Raw genomic sequence first — 14,604 nt, 5'->3', positions numbered from 1 at the left:
GCCTCCATCCGAGCGCCTCGGTAGCCGGTGCATGGCGGCGAGCGGGGAGACTGGCCATGCAATCTGCGTGGGTTGTCATGACCCGGCGGCAGGGCCGGGTCCGCCGTTATTTGGCGTGCCAAGCATGGCTGGGCACCGAACGCTACGATGCAGCGGCCATCGATTTCTTGGCGAACCCGTCCAGCCTTCAAGGTGCCCCATGACTCCACAGAATCCGCTTTCCGCCTTTTCCGTCACGCGCAAGTGGCCGGCCATGCAGCCGGACCGCATCCAGCTGTATTCCCTGCCCACGCCCAACGGCGTCAAGGTGTCGATCGCTCTGGAGGAGATGGGCCTGCCGTATGAGGCGCACCGCGTGGGCTTCGAGAGCAATGACCAGCTCTCGCCCGAGTTCGTGGACACCTTTCCCAACAACAAGATCCCGGCCATCCTGGACCCGCAGGGTCCGGGCGGAAAGCCGCTGGCGCTGTTCGAGTCGGGCGCCATCCTGGTCTACCTGGCCGAGAAGTCCGGCAGCCCGCTGCTGCCCGCCGACCCGGCCGCGCGCTATGAAACGCTGCAGTGGCTGATGTTCCAGATGGGTGGCGTCGGCCCCATGTTCGGCCAGCTGGGGTTCTTCCACAAATTCGCGGGCAAGGACTTCGAGGACAAGCGCCCGCGCGACCGCTACGTGAACGAGTCCGTGCGCCTGCTGGGTGTGCTGGAGCGCCGCCTCGCAGGCCGCGCCTGGGTGATGGGCGAGCAGTTCACCATTGCCGACATCGCCCTGTGGCCCTGGGTGCGCAACATGGTGGTGGAGCAGGGCTACAACGCGGCCGAACTGCTGGGCTGGGAGCGCTTTCCCGAGCTGCAGCGCGTGCTGGCCGCCTTCGTGGCGCGCCCGGCCGTGCAAAAGGGCCTGGTGACGCCGCCGCGCAACTGAGCCGGCGGGCGTTGCATTCCTGGGCCGCACTGTCCCAGCCATGGTGGCTTTCAAAACGGGCGCGGGGGCCGCATCTGTCCGAGAATGCAGCGCCCCCTTTTTTCTTGCGGGCGCAGCCTCACAGGAGCCACGATGACCGCAGCCACCACCCCCGTCCTCCAGAGCCAGCCGCTGGGCCCGCTGTGGCCCACCATGGACCCCTTCCTGTTCTGTGCCCACCATGACGATGCCTATCCGCCCAGCGATGGCCGACTGGGCGTGCAGGCCGTGGACCTGGAAGGCCGCCAGATGGGCAGCGACTTCAGCCGCAAGGACGGCTTTTCCATGTACCACGGCGATGGCGTGCCGGGCTTTCCCGGCCACCCGCACCGCGGCTTCGAGACCGTGACCCTGGTGCGCAAGGGCCTGATCGACCATTCCGATTCGCTGGGCGCGGCCGCGCGCTTTGGCGGCGGCGACGTGCAGTGGCTCACGGCCGGCAAGGGAATCCAGCATTCGGAGATGTTCCCGCTGCTCAACAGCGACGCGCCCAATCCGCTGGAGCTGTTCCAGATCTGGCTGAACCTGCCTGCGCGCTCCAAGATGGTGGAGCCGCACTTCACCATGTTCTGGAACGAACGCATCCCCCGCCTGGAGCATGCGGATGCCGCAGGCCGCAGGACCGTGGTCACCGTGGTCGCAGGCAGCCTGCCCGGCACGGCGGCCGCCCTGCCTCCGCCGCCCGAATCCTGGGCCTCGCAACCCGAGGGCGACGTGGCCATCTGGACGCTGCGCCTGGAGCCCGGCGCACGCTGGACGCTGCCGCGCGCAGCCGGTGCGGACACGCAACGCATGCTGTATTTCTTTGCAGGCCAGGCACTGCAGGTCGGGCCCACGGCCCTGGCCCAGCATGCGGCCCTGCATGTGGATGCCACGCAGGACTGGGAGCTGCACAACAGCGGCGCCGACGCCGTGGAATGCCTGGTGCTGCAGGGCCGCCCCATTGGCGAGAGCGTGGCGCAGTACGGCCCCTTCGTGATGAACACGCAGCAGGAAATCATGCAGGCCATGCAGGACTACCGGCGCACCCAGTTCGGCGGATGGCCCTGGGCCGAGCAGGACCCGGTGCATGGCGCAGAGAACCGGCGCTTTGCGCGCTACCCGGGCGCTGCGGCCGAGGAACAGCCGCCGGCCGCCTGAGTCCGGTCAGGCCGCGTCAGGCCGTGTCAGGCCGTGTCTGAGGGTGGATGAAAGCTGGCCGGCGCGGGCGTGCGCCCCAGCTCCTTGAGGATCTTCAGCGTGATGGCCATGCCGGTGTTGCCTGCGGGCACGCCGGCATAGACGGCGGTCTGCAGCAGCACTTCGCGGATGGTGTCCAGGTCCAGCGGCGCGGCCTCGGCATCGGCCGGGTCGGCCAGCAGCCCTGTGCGGATGTGCAGCTCGAACTCTTCCCAGCGGCCCATGGAGGCCGTGATGGCCAGCACCATGATGCGGCGCGTGCGGCGCTCCAGGCCGGGGCGGCTCCAGATGCCGTCCCAGGCATAGGCCGTGATCATGCGCTGGAACTCCACATTCAGTTCGTTGGCGCGCGCCACGGATTGGTCCACCCATTCATCGCCCAGCACGCGGCGGCGGTTGGCAAGGCCGCGCTGCAGGGCGTCGGCGGAAGGTTCGGTCATGGCGGGGGGTCCTGTGTCAGGCATGGGCATGGGCATTGGCGTTGGCGTTGGCGTTGGCGTGGGTCTGCGGCGCTGCCAGCAGCGCCAGGCACGCATCATGCGATGCCTGCACGGCGCGTGCCGGGTCGCAGGCCCGGGCCAGCGCATCTTGCAGCGCTTGCAGGGCTGCTGCGTCCAGCCGGGGCGCGGCCCATTCGGCCAGCAGCAGGCGCAGCTCGCGCCCCTGCTCCAGCGCCTGCGGGGCCAGCAGCTCCACGGCGGCCAGGGCCTCGGGCTTGCCCGTCCAGGGCGCCATGGCGTGCACGCAGGCCTCTGAAAACACCAGTCCGTGCAGGCCCCGCACATGGCCCAGCATGCGCCGCGGAAGCACCTGCAGCGACTGCGCGGCCTGGCGCAATGCGGCGGCGGCGCCATGCACATGGCGCCACAGGTCGGGCCAGTGCGCGACCTCGGCCTGCCACTCGCCCAGCGCGCGTTCATGGGCCTGGGCCATGCAGCCCAGCAGCAGGGCCGCGAGTTGGGGGATGGCCTGGGCCTGTGCCACCGCCTGCATCAGGTGCACGGGATTGCGCTTGTGCGGCATGGCGCTGGAGGTGCTGCCGCGCGGCGCCTCGGCGATCTCGCCCACCTCGTACTGCGCCATCAGCGACCAGTCCCGGGCCAGCTTGGCCAGGCTGCCGCCGCACACAGCCGCTTCCATGGCCAGGCGCATCCAGTCGTCACGCTGCGTATGCCAGCTGCGGCCGCAGGCCGACAGGCCCAGGCGCCGGGCCAGTGCCTGCTCCACCTCGGCACGGTGGCTTCCCAGCACCGCGCCATTGCCCACGGCGCCGCCCAATTGCACGCACAGCGCAGCGGTGGCAAGCCTTTCAAACTGTTCGATGCTGCGGCCCACGGCGGCAGCCGACTGCGCGCACTTGAATCCGAAGCTGGTGATCTGCGCGGGCTGCAGCAGGCTGCGCGCCAGCATGGGCGTGGCCGCGTGCGTGCGGGCCAGGGCCTGCAGTGCGGACTGCAGCGCGTCCAGCTCGGCCAGCAGCGCCTGCAGGGCCTGCTGTGTGAGCAGGGCCTGCGCCGTGTCCACGGCGTCCTGCGTGGTCGCGCCCCAGTGCAGCCAGGGCAAGCCTTCGGGGGCGTGGCCCTGCAGCCACTGCTGCAGCGGCCGCACCACGGCCAGGCCCAGCGCGCCGCTGGCGCGTGCCTGCTTCACCACGCCTTCGCACGTGAGCGGCGCCTGCGCGCAGGCGCGCGCTATGGCCTCGGCGGCCGGGCGCGGCACCAGGCCGCAGTCGGCCTGGGCTTGGGCCAGCGCGCTCTCGAAGCGCAGCAGCGCGTCCAGCCAGCGCGCGTCTGCAAACCATTGGCCGCTGTCGGCCGGGCCCAGATAGTCCTTCACCAATGACATGCTGTCCTTGCCGGTCTCAGGCCGTGGCGCCCGAGGCCTTGATCACGGCGGCCCACTTGGCGCTCTCCACCTGGATGCGGGCCGCGTACTGCGCACCATCGCCCAGCAGCGGCACGGCGCCCTCGATGCCCAGGCGCGACTGGAAGGACTCGGCAGACGCCACCTTGAGGATGTCGCGCCCCAGCGCGCGCACCGTCTCGGCAGGCGTGCCCCTGGGCGCGAGGATGCCGTAGGTCAGCGAGCTCTCGAAGTCGGCCAGTGCACGCACGCCGGACTCGGCCACCGTGGGCACGTCGGGCAGCTGGGGCTGGCGTTTGGCTCCGGTCACGGCCAGGGCGCGCAGCTTGCCGGCCTTCACCAGGGCCATGGCCGCGGGAATCACGCCAAAGCTGAAGTCCACATTGCCGCCCACCAGGTCGGTCAGCGACGGGGCCGTGCCCTTGTACGGCACGTGGATGGCCTTGGCGCCCAGCGCGTGGGCGAACATCTCGCCCGTCAGGTGGCCGCCCGTGCCCGAGCCGCTGGAGGCGTAGTTCATCTCGCCGCTGCGCTTGCGCATCTGCTCGGCCAGGTCGGCCACGCTGCGCACGGGCGAGGAAGCCGGCACCACCAGCAGCAGGGCCGACGAGGCGAACATGGCCACCGGCTGCAGATCGGTGGCCGCATTGAACTTGAGGCCCGGGTACAGCGAGGGATTGATGGACACCGTGCCCGTATGGCCCAGCAGCCAGGTGCCGCCGTCGCCGGCCGCACGCACCACGGCTTCCGTGCCCAGGTTGCCGCCCGCGCCGGCCTTGTTCTCCACGATCATCCCGTAGCCGAAGGACTCGTTGAGGCCGTGCGCCATCTGCCGCGCAAACACATCGTTGCCGCCGCCTGGCGCAAACGGCACCACCAGGCGGCTGCCGCGCTTCTGGGCCCAGGCCGGCAGCGCACAGGCGGCCAGCGCGGCGGCGGCGGACAGCCACATCCGGCGCGGCAAAGAGGTCTGAGAGGCTTGAGCGGTTTGAGAGGTTTGAGAGGTTTGAGCGGTTTGAGCGGTTTGAGCGGTGGGCCGGGAATCCATGCGTCTGTCTCCTGGAAATAGTCGTTGTCACGCAGTGTGGTGCAGCGCAGCCTGGGAAAACAGCAGTTGCATCTGCGTTGTGATTCAAGAAAATGTGTGAAATGGACGTGAGATACATACACAATTTCTTGAGAGTGGTGGACACCGGCTCCATGTCCGAAGCCGCTCGCCAGCTGGATCTGAGCCCCTCGGCCATTGCCCAGCAGATGCGCGTGCTGGAAGGCGAGCTGGGTGCGCCGCTGCTGGTGCGCCATGGCCGCAGCGTGCGCGCCACCGAGGCGGGCGAGCGGCTGTTCGAGCGCGGCCGCCAGCTGCTGCAGGACTTCGAGGGCCTGCGCGAATGGGTGGCCTCGGACGCGGACGGCGGCGAGCTGCGGCTGGGCACCGTGAACACGGCGCTGCACGGCTTTGTGCCCGCCGTGATGCGGGCCTTCGTGGCGCGCCACGCCGAGGTGCGCATCAGCGTGCGCGCCGGCCTCACGCCCGAGCTGTACACGGCCCTGGTCCAGTCCGAGCTGGACGTGCTGATCTGCCTGCAACCCTCGTTCGACCTGCCCAAGACCGTGTGCTGGGCCGAGCTGCGCCAGGAGCCATTGGTCGTGCTGTGCCGCGCCCGGGATGCGCAGCAGGACCCGCTGGCCCTGCTGCGCACCCGGCCCCTGGTGCGCTACGACCGCTCCCTGGCCGGTGGCCGGCTGGCCGACCGCTATCTGCGCTCCCAGGGCATTGCGCCGCTGGAGCGCATGGAGCTGAACTCGGTGCTGGCGGTGGCCATGATGGTGGACCAGGGGCTGGGCGTGGGCCTGGTGCCTGACATCGGCCCCGTGCTCTCCCAGGGCCGCGACGTGCGCGTGCTGGCGCTGCCCGATCAGGCCGGCGGCGAGGGCCCTCGGCCTGCCGACGCGCGCAAGGTCGGCCTGCTGTGGCTGAACACCTCGGCCCGCGCGCGCTGGGCGCGCAGCCTGCTCGAATGCGCGCGCGAGTGCCTGGGCTGAGGCTGGGCAGCCGGTGAACCCCCGGTCCCGACGCTGGAATGCCCCAGGTCGCCGACAATGGCGGCTTTGCGCGGCGCGCCTTTTGCGCTGCGGTTTTCCAAGGCCTTTGCCATGAACATCACCAAAGACACCGCCGTCACCATCAACTACAAGATCACCGACAAGCTGGGCAAGCTGCTCGACAAGGGCGATGTGGCCTATCTGCATGGCGGCTACGACAACATCTTCGCCAAGGTGGAAGCCGCCCTGGACGGCAAGACCGTGGGCGACACGCTGACTGTGGACCTGGCCGTGGAAGACGCCTTCGGCGCGCGCGACGAGAGCCTGACCCGCACCATCCCCAAGGGCGAGTTCCCGCCCGGCGTGAAGGTGGGCGGCCAGCTGCGCGGCACGGATGACCAGGGCCAGCCCCAGATCTACCACGTGGTCAAGATCAAGGGCCCCGTGGTGCTGCTGGACGGCAACCACCCGCTGGCCGGCATGGCGCTGCACTTTGCCTGCAAGGTCACCGAAGTGCGCGCGGCCAAGCCCGAGGAAATCGAGCACCGCCACGTGCACGGCGGCCACGGCCACCACCATTGAGAGGCACGGCCGGGATACACCCGGTCCGCACGGCTACGCAGAGCACAAAGGCCGCCTGGCATGCCCGGCGGCCTTTGTGCTTTGCGACTAGACCGCCTCCAGCGCCAGCAGCGCCGTGGCGGTGTTGGAGATCGGTATGTGGTAGTTGCCGTGCACGCGGCGCACGCCGGGCGCGGCGCTTGACAGGGCGCCGCGCATGGCCAGCCACATCAGCAGTTCCACGCCCTGGGTGCCGGTCTTTTCCACGAGTTCATGCACGCTGAACTGCGTGGCCCATTCGGGATTGGTGGCCATGCTTTCAAGGAACTGCAGGTCGAAGGCCTTGTTGATGAAGCCCGCGCGCTCGCCATCGAGCTGGTGCGACAGGCCCCCTGAGGCAATGACGGCCACGCGCTGGTCGCTGTTCCAGCGCGCAATCGCCCGGCCCACGGACTGGCCCAGCGCATAGCAGCGGCGCGCCGAGGGCAGCGGGAACTGCACGGTGTTGATGCACACCGGCACGACGGCCACAGGGCAGTCGCCCTCGGGCCAGAACAGCTTGAGCGGCAGCGTGCAGGCGTGGTCCACCAGCATCTCCTGGCAGCTGACCACATCGAAGTCCTCGCCCACCAAGGACTCGATCAGGTGCCATGACAGCTCCGCGTGGCCGCGCAGCGGTGCCAGCGTGGGAATGCCCCAGCCTTCGTCGGCGTTGCAGTAGCGCTCGGCCGCGCCCACGGCGAAGGTGGGCATCTTGTCGAGGAAGAAGTTCAGGCCGTGGTCGTTGTAGAACACCACCACCACGTCGGGGCGCTGGGCGGCCAGCCATTCGCGGATGGGCGGGAAGCCGTCGAAGAAGGGCTTCCAGTACGGCTCGTTCTGCAGGCCCTTGTGGATGGCGTTGCCGATGGCGGGAATGTGCGAGGTGCCGAGGCCGCCGATGAGATGTGCCATGGTGGGTGTCTCCTGTACTGTGTCTTGCGTATGGTCTGTGGCGGGGCTCAGGCGTGCGAGCGCAGCAGGGCCTGGAATTCGGCCTTGGTCATGCCGGTCTGCTGGGCGCCTATGTCCTGCATGTCCAGGTGGAAGATGCCGGCCAGCTTGGCCAGGTAGTAGGCGTTGCCGCCGGCCGCGATCATCTGCAGCACGTTGCGCGCGCGCACGGCCTCGGCCTGCTCCTGGTTCAGCCCGTAGCTGCGCATATAGGCCTCCTCGTCGGCCAGGAAGGCCTGGCGGTTGGCCAGCTCGTTGAAGGAAAAGCACATGCTGTTGAGCGCATAGCCCTTGCGGGCCTGCCTGCCGTCGAACAGGGTGGTGCCGGGAATCTGCGGCTGATCGGCCATGTTTTGTCTCCGGTATTTGCGTTGGATCAGCGGCAGTGTCCGGCGCGCGTTGCCAAAGATAAAGCGGCGGCCAATCATGGAATGCATGAGACAAATCGATGGATCGCAGCTCGATGGCAGGCTGCTGCAACTGCTGCTGGCCGTGCTGGAGACCGGCAGCGTCACGGCGGCGGCGCAGCGCCTGGGCGTGACGCAATCGGCCGTCAGCCATCTGCTGGACAAGCTGCGCGCCATCACGGGCGACCGATTGTTCGTGCGGCAGGGGCGGGGCATTGCGCCCACGGCCCATGCACTGGCGCTGCAGGACCCTGCGCGCGAGCTGCTGCGGCAGATGCAGCAGTTCGGCCGAGGGCCCAGCTTTGACCCCGCGCACTGGCGTGCCGAGATCACCATTGCCGCCAACGACCTGCAGCGCGAGCTGCTACTGCCAGCGCTGGCCCGGCGCCTGCGCTCAGCCGCGCCCCGGACGGTGCTGCGCGTGATCGACAGCGGCGCGCCCGATGCCGAACTGCTGCGCTCGGACGCCTGCCTGCTGGCCATCAGCCCGCGCCCGCCCGATGCCACGGACATCGTGCAAAAGCGCCTGTTCAGCGATGAGTACGCCGTCTTCTATGACAGCGCCGTGCGACAGCCGCCGGCCAGCCTGGCCGACTATCTGCAGGCCGACCACGCCACCGTGGCCTATGCCGACCGCCAGGCGCTGGACCTGGACCTGCAACTGCAGGCGCGCGGGCTGGAGCGCCGCTTTGCCGTGCGCGTGCCGGGCTTTGCGGCGCTGGCCGCCTTCGTGCGCGGCACGCCGCTGCTGGCGACGGCGCCATCGCTGCTGGGCCGCACGGCCCTGTCATCGCTGGCCAGCGTTGCGGTGCCCGTGGACTGCCCGCCGCTGCCCATGTTCATGATCTGGCACGCGCGCCACCAGGCCGATCCCGCCCATGCGTGGCTGCGCGGGCAGTTGCAGCAGGTGGTGGCGCAGGCGCTTGGCGGCGCCGGGCCGTCAATGCCTGCGGAGCAAGGCGCGCCGCAGCAGGCGCGCTGCCCGGTTGCGGATCTGGAAGGGGCTGTGGCTCACGGCCGGGCTCACGCGGGCGCGTGAGCAGGCGGCCAGGAAGTCGCGCAGCAGCACGCTGTCATCCAGCGTGCTGGTGTCCGGGTTGCGGAACTGGAATTCGGGGTGCCACTGCGTGGCCGCGATATAGCTCTTGAGCGTGCCGGGCTTGCGGAAGATGGCCTCGGGAATGCGGTCGGGCAGGCTCCAGGCCTCCACATCGAACTCTGGCGCCACGTCCTTGATGCCCTGGTGGTGGATGCTGTTGACGCGTGCGCGGTCCAGCGTGGGGTACAGCGCCTCCAGCCGGCTGCCGGGCACGATGGCGATGTCGTGGTAGTGGCGGTCGTACTCGGTGGGATTGCGGTGCAGCTGCGAGCCGGGCACCTGGGTCTCGATGTCCTGGTACAGCGTTCCGCCGAAGGCTACGTTGATCAGCTGCAGACCGCGGCAGACGCCGAAGATGGGCTTGCCGGCCTGGGAAAACGCCTCGACCACGGCCAGGTCGTAGAGATCGCGCACGCGGTCGCCCAGCCATTCGGGGCGCATGGGTTCCTCGCCATAGCTGCCGGGCCAGACGTCGGCGCCGCCATGCATGACCACCCCATCCAGCCATTCGGCGTAGTGCTCCAGCGTCACGTCGCCGCGTGCGGTCTCGCCTGTGGGGCAGGGCACCATCACCACCATGGCGCCGGCCGACATGATCCAGTGCGCTATCGATTGCTCCACGTACTGCAGCGTCTTGCCCGTGAACAGCGGACGCTGCGGGTCCGCATGGGAGAAACAGGCCGAAAGGCCGATCTTGAGGCGGCGTGAGGCAAGTGGGCTCATGGGGTGGTGGGCAAGGGGAAAGTCCTGATGGTCACGTTGTAAGCCCAATCGTGCCTGCGACCTGTAGGAAGGGGTTGAACGCCCGCGACCGGCGCAGGGCCATCACCGCAAATAGGTGTAGGTGAATGCAAGAGTTGTCTTGAGGCATCTCAAGCTTCTTCAGCGCGCTGAACCCGGCGTCGCCCCTCTGGGTGTAGCCTGTAGGCAGGGTGGGGACTGCGGATGCTGCAGTGCGAAAAACCTGACGACGCAGGGTGCGACTTGCTGTGCAGGCAGCCCGCATGGCGTTACGATGGTTTCGCCAGTTCATCAATGGCCCCGACAACCCCGCCGCGCCGGTGGTGCGGCTTTTGGCGACTAGGAGGATATGCATGCAAGTTCAGGTTCATGCCGACGATTCGATCCAGGGTGGCGAGTCCTTGGCGCAATGGGCGCAGGAAGAAATCAACGCCAAGCTGGCGAGATTGAAGGACTATGTGGTGCGCGTGGAGGTGTTCCTCACGGGTGTCGATGCGCTCAAGACCTCGGGGGCTCCCGGCAAGCGCTGCGTTCTGGAGACCCGGGCCAACGGACGCCCGCCGATCGCCGTGAACGCCGAGGCCGAGAAGGTCAAGGACGCCTTCAATGCCGCCATCGATAAGCTGAAGCGGGCGGTGGAAACCGATCTGGGCAAGCTCAAGGACAAGCATGGCCGCGAGAGCGTGCGCGGCGTGGAAGATGGCACCGAGGTGGATGCGGCCAGCCCGGCCTGACCCTCGAAACTCCCGCAACATCAACGGCAAGGCGCCCCTTTCGGGGCGCCTTTTTGCTGGGGCGGCGATCGCCGCGAAGACTGCGGTACGGCGCGTTTCAGCGCGAGGCGCGCAGCACCACGCCGTCCAGTGAAGGCGCATGCAGCGGCGCCAGGGGCGAAGCCAGCGGCGGTCCGAAGCGGCGCGCCGCAGTGGCGGGCTGCCGGGTCTCGGCCTCCCACTGCGCGCGGGCCTCGGCGATTTCCTCTCCCGTGCGCGCCACGAAGTTCCACCACAGCAAGATGGCTTCATCCATGGGCTCGCCGCCAATGACCAGCAGGCGGCTGCCGGGCGCCGCTTCGATGGCGACCGAGGGCGTGCCCAGGGGCAGGTAGAGCAATTCCTCCACCGGCAGCGGCTGGCCGTTCACGCGCACGTCGCCTTCCAGGCTGAGCACGGCATGCTCGAAATCGGCGCGCAGCGGCAACGTGGCGACGGCATTGGCGCTGCGTGCGCTGTCCGCATGCAGGTCCACGCTCATCAGGGGCGTGTGCACCTCGGCGGGCGACGTCAGGCCCAGCGCCTCGCCGGCCAGCACCGTGGCCGTGAAGTCCCCCACCGTGGTCCTGGGCAGCTCGGGGTAGTGCTGGAAGCGAGGCGGACCGTTGCGGTGCGATTCGGGCAGCGCAATCCACAGCTGGGCGGCGTGGATGTGCGAGGGCGTCTGGCTTTCCTCGGAATGGGCGATGCCGTGGCCTGCCGTCATCAGATTGACCTGTCCGGGCCGGATGATCTGGGTGTTGCCCAGGCTGTCGCGGTGCAGCACTTCGCCGCGGATCATCCAGGTGAAGGTCTGCAGGCCGATATGGGGATGCGGGCCGACCTGCATGCCGGGCGGCGCGGGATCGGCGGGGCCGGCGTGGTCGAGAAAGCACCAGGCACCGACCTTGCGCAGGGCGCGCTGCGGAATGGCGCGCTGGATGGGAATGCCGCCCACGTCAGCGGTGCGGGTGGGAAGGTGCTGGGGCTGGGAGTTGGGTGGGGACGTGTCGGACATGGGCGGATCGGCCTGGTTCGTGGGGGAGGCCACCAGTGTCGTGCAGCTCGGCGCAGCAGGCAAACCAGGATCGCAGATATTGGGCCTGTTCGCTGACAGCGCATTCTCAGGAACATTGTTTACATTCGAGGAACGGCCCGGCGCCCGTCCTTTTGGCGGGCGCCGGCCTCACTCTTACAGGAGAAAACGCCATGAATACATCCGTACAGACGCACGCCGAAGCCGCTGAAGAGGCGGTCCAGAGCGCCGTGGAAGTCCAGCGATTCCCCGAGAAATTCGAAGCCACGGTCACCGGCAATGTGCAGCACCGGGTAGGCGATGGCCAATTGGAAGACATTCCGCGTGGCACCCGTGTGCAGGTGGCCACGGCCATCGGAAGCTATGTGCTGTCCTGGACCCAGGAGGATCAGCCGATCACCGTGTCGCTGGCCAAGCGGGAGTTCGAACTCTATGTCGATACGGGGGAGATCGAGGTCAGCGAAGCCTGACGCCGGCCATGTCCCCGTCCACTCCGAAGGCCCTGCGGCATACCTGCCGCAGGGCCTTTTGCATGGTGGCCAGTCCTTCGCTCAGGCGGGCAGCTGCAGCGCGGTCTGGATGTGCACTTCGCCGGCCAGCAGCTTGTGCACGGGGCAGGCCTCGGCCACCTGCAGCAGGCGCTGGCGCTGTTCGTCGTCCAGGTCGCCTTGCAGGGTGATCTGGCGTTCGATCAGGTTGCCGCTGGCCGGCGTGCCTTCGGGGTTCAGGCGCAATTGCACATCCACCTGCTCCAGCTTCCACTGCTTGCGCGCCGCATACATCTGCAGCGTGACCGTGGTGCAGGCGCCCAGGGCCGACAGCAGCAGCTGCAGGGGGTTGGGCGCCGTGTCGCCGCCGCCCTTGTCCGCGGGCTCGTCCACGTGCCAGCGGTGTCCTTGGGGGTCTGCGAGCGTGACGCGATAGGGGGTGTCCGTGCTGGTGGCATGGGCGCTGTGGATCATGGAAGGTCCTTTGTCCTGGGGGTGTCGCAAGAGGGGTGGGGGAGCCAACGGACGACTCTACGCCTGCTTCGCGTCCGCTGCCTGGGGCCGATGCTTCATGCGCAGCGGAATTTTGAGGTAGTGCACGCCGTTGGCCTCGGCCTCGGGCCAATGGCCTGCGTGCATGTTGACCTGGATGGCGGGCAGCAGCAGGGCTGGCGCGGACAGCGTGGCGTCGCGCCGGTTGCGCATGGCCACGAAGCTGGCCTCGTCCACGCCCGCGTGCACATGCACGTTGCCGGCACGTTGGTCGGCCACGGTGGTTTCCCAGGCGTGGCGGTCGCGGCCCGGCGCCTTGTAGTCATGGCACATGAACAGGCGTGTTGCGGGCGGCAGGGCCAGCAGGCGCTGGATGGAGCGGAACAGCGTGCGCGCATCGCCGCCCGGAAAGTCGGCGCGCGCCGTGCCGTAGTCGGGCATGAACAGCGTATCGCCCACGAAGACCGCATCCTCGATGCGGTAGGACACGCAGGCGGGCGTATGGCCGGGCGTGTGCAGCACCTCGATGCGCAGCCCGCCCAGGGGCAGGCTGTCGCCGTCTGCCAGCAGTCGGTCGAAAGGCGGCTCCCCGGCGGGCGCGGGCAGGTTGAAGACGGGGCGGAAGATGCGCTGCACCTCGCGGATGTGCTCGCCCACGGCGATCGGGGCGCCCGTGCGCTCGCGCAGGTACGGGGCCGCGCTGAGGTGGTCGGCATGCGCATGGGTTTCCAGGATCCAGCGCAGGCGCAGGCCCTGGGCCTGCGCGGCGGCCAGCACGGCATCGGCCGAGCCGGTGTGGGCCTGGCCGCTGGCATGGTCGTAGTCGAGCACGGGGTCGATGGCGGCGGCCTCGCCCGTGTTCGCATCCCAGACCAGGTAGGTCACGGTATGGGTGGCTTCGTCGAAGAATGGCGCGATGCGCAGCGGCGAGGTCATGAAAGCACTCCTTTGTCGATGGCTCCAGTGCAGCCTGCCGGCAAGTATATTAGAATTTGCTAAATTAGATTTTTCTTAATCATGAACCAACCCATCCTCTCCTCCGAACAGGCTTTCCTGCAGCAGGGTGCGGCGCGCGCCGCCGCCCTGCTGCGCGCCGTGGGCAACGAGAGGCGCCTGCTGGTGCTGTGCCTGCTGATCGAGCATGGCGAGCTGTCGGTGGGCGGGCTGCTGGAGCGTATCCCGCTGAGCCAGTCGGCCCTGTCCCAGCATCTGGCGCGCATGCGCGAGGAGGGCCTGGTCGCCTACCGCCGCGAGTCGCAGACCCTGTACTACCGCATCGCCGATCCCGATGCGCAAAAGCTGGTGGCGGCACTCAAGAGCATCTTCTGTCCCTGAAAACCCCCACCCCAGGAGTCGTCCCATGTCCCTTCCCCTCATCTCGGCCCAGGCCGCCCGCCAGTTGCAGGCGCAAGGCGCCTGGCTCATCGACATCCGCGCGCCCGACGAACATGCGCGCGAACGCATGGCAGGCGCCCGCAGCATGCCCATGGAGCGCCTGGGCGCCCAGGCCTGGGGCGATGCGCCGGCCGCCGTGGTCTTTCACTGCCGTTCCGGCAACCGCACGCGGCTCAACGCCCAGGCCCTGGCGGCTGCCTTGCCGCCCGGCTGTGTCGGCCATGTGCTCGACGGCGGCCTGGACGCCTGGAAGGCCGAAGGCCTGCCCGTGCTGCAAGACAGCCGCCAGCCGCTGGAGCTGCAGCGCCAGGTGCAACTGGGTGCGGGCGGGCTGGCTCTGCTGGGCGCCGTGCTCGGTGCCACGGTTTCACCGTGGTGGCACCTGCTTTCGGCCTTCGTGGGCTGCGGTCTGATCGTGGCTGGTGCCACCGGCTTTTGCGGACTGGCGCGCATGCTGATGAAGGCGCCCTGGAATCGGCGCGCCCTGGGGCAGTGACGGTGTCTGCGCTGAAGTCCACCTGACGCCGGCCGGCTGCCCCCCCCTCCTTCCCCTGTTCCGGGGACTGTGGAGAACCCCGGACGGCAGTACGATAG

18 protein-coding genes are annotated in these 14,604 nt (G+C 68.8%); 9 read left to right on the top strand and 9 right to left on the bottom strand.

Features of this window, described 5'->3' with window-relative positions; genetic code table 11:
- The first annotated feature begins 199 nt into the window (after positions 1-199).
- Positions 200-922, top strand: coding sequence for a glutathione S-transferase C-terminal domain-containing protein (locus HFGMBDPB_RS08205; protein ID WP_016449860.1), 723 nt, complete (start codon positions 200-202; stop codon positions 920-922).
- A gap of 132 nt (positions 923-1,054) precedes the next feature.
- The gene (locus HFGMBDPB_RS08200; protein ID WP_012202840.1) at positions 1,055-2,101 is read left to right on the top strand and encodes a pirin family protein; all 1,047 of its coding nucleotides are present in this window, start codon (positions 1,055-1,057) and stop codon (positions 2,099-2,101) included.
- A gap of 26 nt (positions 2,102-2,127) precedes the next feature.
- On the opposite strand, the gene HFGMBDPB_RS08195 is transcribed toward HFGMBDPB_RS08200, so the two are convergent.
- From HFGMBDPB_RS08195 to HFGMBDPB_RS08185, 3 genes are read right to left on the bottom strand one after another with little or no spacing between them, the layout of a single operon-like run.
- A complete protein-coding gene (locus HFGMBDPB_RS08195) occupies positions 2,128-2,580 on the bottom strand; it encodes a carboxymuconolactone decarboxylase family protein (RefSeq protein WP_016452075.1) in 453 nt (150 codons plus the stop codon).
- Positions 2,581-2,596: 16 nt separating this feature from the next.
- The gene (locus HFGMBDPB_RS08190) at positions 2,597-3,985 is read right to left on the bottom strand and encodes a lyase family protein (protein WP_212645187.1); all 1,389 of its coding nucleotides are present in this window, start codon (positions 3,983-3,985) and stop codon (positions 2,597-2,599) included.
- A 16-nt stretch (positions 3,986-4,001) separates the two neighbouring features.
- Positions 4,002-4,955, bottom strand: coding sequence for a Bug family tripartite tricarboxylate transporter substrate binding protein (locus tag HFGMBDPB_RS08185; protein WP_212645186.1), 954 nt, complete (start codon positions 4,953-4,955; stop codon positions 4,002-4,004).
- Between the two features lie 197 nt (positions 4,956-5,152).
- Here HFGMBDPB_RS08185 and HFGMBDPB_RS08180 point away from each other — a divergent pair, with 197 nt between their 5' ends.
- Both HFGMBDPB_RS08180 and HFGMBDPB_RS08175 read left to right on the top strand, forming a co-directional pair.
- Entirely contained in the window at positions 5,153-6,046 is an 894-nt protein-coding gene (locus HFGMBDPB_RS08180; protein ID WP_212645185.1) for a LysR family transcriptional regulator, read from the top strand.
- 111 nt (positions 6,047-6,157) lie between these two features.
- Positions 6,158-6,628 carry an FKBP-type peptidyl-prolyl cis-trans isomerase gene (locus HFGMBDPB_RS08175; protein ID WP_026062580.1) on the top strand — a complete coding sequence of 157 codons (471 nt, stop codon included), beginning with the start codon at positions 6,158-6,160 and terminating at the stop codon, positions 6,626-6,628.
- An 87-nt stretch (positions 6,629-6,715) separates the two neighbouring features.
- Here HFGMBDPB_RS08175 and HFGMBDPB_RS08170 read toward each other — a convergent pair whose 3' ends face one another.
- Positions 6,716-7,561, bottom strand: coding sequence for a class III extradiol dioxygenase family protein (locus HFGMBDPB_RS08170; RefSeq protein ID WP_212645184.1), 846 nt, complete (start codon positions 7,559-7,561; stop codon positions 6,716-6,718).
- 47 nt (positions 7,562-7,608) lie between these two features.
- The gene (locus HFGMBDPB_RS08165) at positions 7,609-7,950 is read right to left on the bottom strand and encodes a protocatechuate 4,5-dioxygenase subunit alpha (RefSeq protein WP_016449852.1); all 342 of its coding nucleotides are present in this window, start codon (positions 7,948-7,950) and stop codon (positions 7,609-7,611) included.
- 76 nt (positions 7,951-8,026) lie between these two features.
- Here HFGMBDPB_RS08165 and HFGMBDPB_RS08160 point away from each other — a divergent pair, with 76 nt between their 5' ends.
- A complete protein-coding gene (locus HFGMBDPB_RS08160) occupies positions 8,027-9,046 on the top strand; it encodes a LysR family transcriptional regulator (protein WP_212645183.1) in 1,020 nt (339 codons plus the stop codon).
- Here the strand turns inward: HFGMBDPB_RS08160 and HFGMBDPB_RS08155 are convergent.
- Positions 8,948-9,829, bottom strand: a complete 882-nt coding sequence (locus HFGMBDPB_RS08155) for a gamma-glutamyl-gamma-aminobutyrate hydrolase family protein (protein WP_012202849.1) — start codon at positions 9,827-9,829, stop codon at positions 8,948-8,950. The genes HFGMBDPB_RS08160 and HFGMBDPB_RS08155 overlap by 99 nt on opposite strands.
- A 371-nt stretch (positions 9,830-10,200) precedes the next feature.
- Here HFGMBDPB_RS08155 and HFGMBDPB_RS08150 point away from each other — a divergent pair, with 371 nt between their 5' ends.
- A complete protein-coding gene (locus tag HFGMBDPB_RS08150) occupies positions 10,201-10,581 on the top strand; it encodes an HPF/RaiA family ribosome-associated protein (RefSeq protein ID WP_016449850.1) in 381 nt (126 codons plus the stop codon).
- Between the two features lie 97 nt (positions 10,582-10,678).
- On the opposite strand, the gene HFGMBDPB_RS08145 is transcribed toward HFGMBDPB_RS08150, so the two are convergent.
- On the bottom strand, positions 10,679-11,617 hold the full coding sequence (locus HFGMBDPB_RS08145; RefSeq protein WP_016452068.1) for a pirin family protein: 939 nt from the start codon (positions 11,615-11,617) through the stop codon (positions 10,679-10,681).
- Positions 11,618-11,808: 191 nt separating this feature from the next.
- On the opposite strand from HFGMBDPB_RS08145, the gene HFGMBDPB_RS08140 reads away from it, so the two are divergent.
- Positions 11,809-12,105, top strand: coding sequence for a hypothetical protein (locus HFGMBDPB_RS08140; protein ID WP_016449848.1), 297 nt, complete (start codon positions 11,809-11,811; stop codon positions 12,103-12,105).
- A gap of 81 nt (positions 12,106-12,186) precedes the next feature.
- On the opposite strand, the gene HFGMBDPB_RS08135 is transcribed toward HFGMBDPB_RS08140, so the two are convergent.
- A complete protein-coding gene (locus HFGMBDPB_RS08135) occupies positions 12,187-12,597 on the bottom strand; it encodes an OsmC family protein (RefSeq protein WP_016449847.1) in 411 nt (136 codons plus the stop codon).
- A gap of 57 nt (positions 12,598-12,654) precedes the next feature.
- On the bottom strand, positions 12,655-13,551 hold the full coding sequence (locus HFGMBDPB_RS08130) for an MBL fold metallo-hydrolase (RefSeq protein ID WP_017404645.1): 897 nt from the start codon (positions 13,549-13,551) through the stop codon (positions 12,655-12,657).
- A gap of 81 nt (positions 13,552-13,632) precedes the next feature.
- Between HFGMBDPB_RS08130 and HFGMBDPB_RS08125 the strand changes: the two genes are divergently transcribed.
- Positions 13,633-13,950: an ArsR/SmtB family transcription factor gene (locus HFGMBDPB_RS08125; RefSeq protein WP_017404646.1), complete on the top strand. Its 318-nt coding sequence runs from the start codon at positions 13,633-13,635 to the stop codon at positions 13,948-13,950.
- A 25-nt stretch (positions 13,951-13,975) separates the two neighbouring features.
- Positions 13,976-14,506 (top strand): rhodanese family protein, encoded by a 531-nt coding sequence (locus HFGMBDPB_RS08120; protein ID WP_016449844.1) that lies wholly within the window; start codon positions 13,976-13,978, stop codon positions 14,504-14,506.
- Positions 14,507-14,604: the final 98 nt, after the last annotated feature.

Source organism: Delftia sp. PE138, assembly GCF_018320755.1.
Lineage (GTDB): Bacteria > Pseudomonadota > Gammaproteobacteria > Burkholderiales > Burkholderiaceae_C > Comamonas > Comamonas tsuruhatensis.
The sequence above is the reverse complement of the archived record's forward strand: the minus strand, read 5'-3'. Positions and strand labels throughout refer to the sequence as shown.

What these genes read in the sequence shown, in the direction of transcription:
- HFGMBDPB_RS08205 (WP_016449860.1), top strand. Translation starts at nt 200, where the DNA reads ATGACTCCACAGAATCCGCTTTCCGCCTTTTCCGTCACGCGCAAGTGG.
- HFGMBDPB_RS08200 (WP_012202840.1), top strand. Translation starts at nt 1,055, where the DNA reads ATGACCGCAGCCACCACCCCCGTCCTCCAGAGCCAGCCGCTGGGCCCG.
- HFGMBDPB_RS08195 (WP_016452075.1), bottom strand. Translation starts at nt 2,580, where the DNA reads ATGACCGAACCTTCCGCCGACGCCCTGCAGCGCGGCCTTGCCAACCGC.
- HFGMBDPB_RS08190 (WP_212645187.1), bottom strand. Translation starts at nt 3,985, where the DNA reads ATGTCATTGGTGAAGGACTATCTGGGCCCGGCCGACAGCGGCCAATGG.
- HFGMBDPB_RS08185 (WP_212645186.1), bottom strand. Translation starts at nt 4,955, where the DNA reads ATGTGGCTGTCCGCCGCCGCCGCGCTGGCCGCCTGTGCGCTGCCGGCC.
- HFGMBDPB_RS08180 (WP_212645185.1), top strand. Translation starts at nt 5,153, where the DNA reads ATGGACGTGAGATACATACACAATTTCTTGAGAGTGGTGGACACCGGC.
- HFGMBDPB_RS08175 (WP_026062580.1), top strand. Translation starts at nt 6,158, where the DNA reads ATGAACATCACCAAAGACACCGCCGTCACCATCAACTACAAGATCACC.
- HFGMBDPB_RS08170 (WP_212645184.1), bottom strand. Translation starts at nt 7,561, where the DNA reads ATGGCACATCTCATCGGCGGCCTCGGCACCTCGCACATTCCCGCCATC.
- HFGMBDPB_RS08165 (WP_016449852.1), bottom strand. Translation starts at nt 7,950, where the DNA reads ATGGCCGATCAGCCGCAGATTCCCGGCACCACCCTGTTCGACGGCAGG.
- HFGMBDPB_RS08160 (WP_212645183.1), top strand. Translation starts at nt 8,027, where the DNA reads ATGGAATGCATGAGACAAATCGATGGATCGCAGCTCGATGGCAGGCTG.
- HFGMBDPB_RS08155 (WP_012202849.1), bottom strand. Translation starts at nt 9,829, where the DNA reads ATGAGCCCACTTGCCTCACGCCGCCTCAAGATCGGCCTTTCGGCCTGT.
- HFGMBDPB_RS08150 (WP_016449850.1), top strand. Translation starts at nt 10,201, where the DNA reads ATGCAAGTTCAGGTTCATGCCGACGATTCGATCCAGGGTGGCGAGTCC.
- HFGMBDPB_RS08145 (WP_016452068.1), bottom strand. Translation starts at nt 11,617, where the DNA reads ATGTCCGACACGTCCCCACCCAACTCCCAGCCCCAGCACCTTCCCACC.
- HFGMBDPB_RS08140 (WP_016449848.1), top strand. Translation starts at nt 11,809, where the DNA reads ATGAATACATCCGTACAGACGCACGCCGAAGCCGCTGAAGAGGCGGTC.
- HFGMBDPB_RS08135 (WP_016449847.1), bottom strand. Translation starts at nt 12,597, where the DNA reads ATGATCCACAGCGCCCATGCCACCAGCACGGACACCCCCTATCGCGTC.
- HFGMBDPB_RS08130 (WP_017404645.1), bottom strand. Translation starts at nt 13,551, where the DNA reads ATGACCTCGCCGCTGCGCATCGCGCCATTCTTCGACGAAGCCACCCAT.
- HFGMBDPB_RS08125 (WP_017404646.1), top strand. Translation starts at nt 13,633, where the DNA reads ATGAACCAACCCATCCTCTCCTCCGAACAGGCTTTCCTGCAGCAGGGT.
- HFGMBDPB_RS08120 (WP_016449844.1), top strand. Translation starts at nt 13,976, where the DNA reads ATGTCCCTTCCCCTCATCTCGGCCCAGGCCGCCCGCCAGTTGCAGGCG.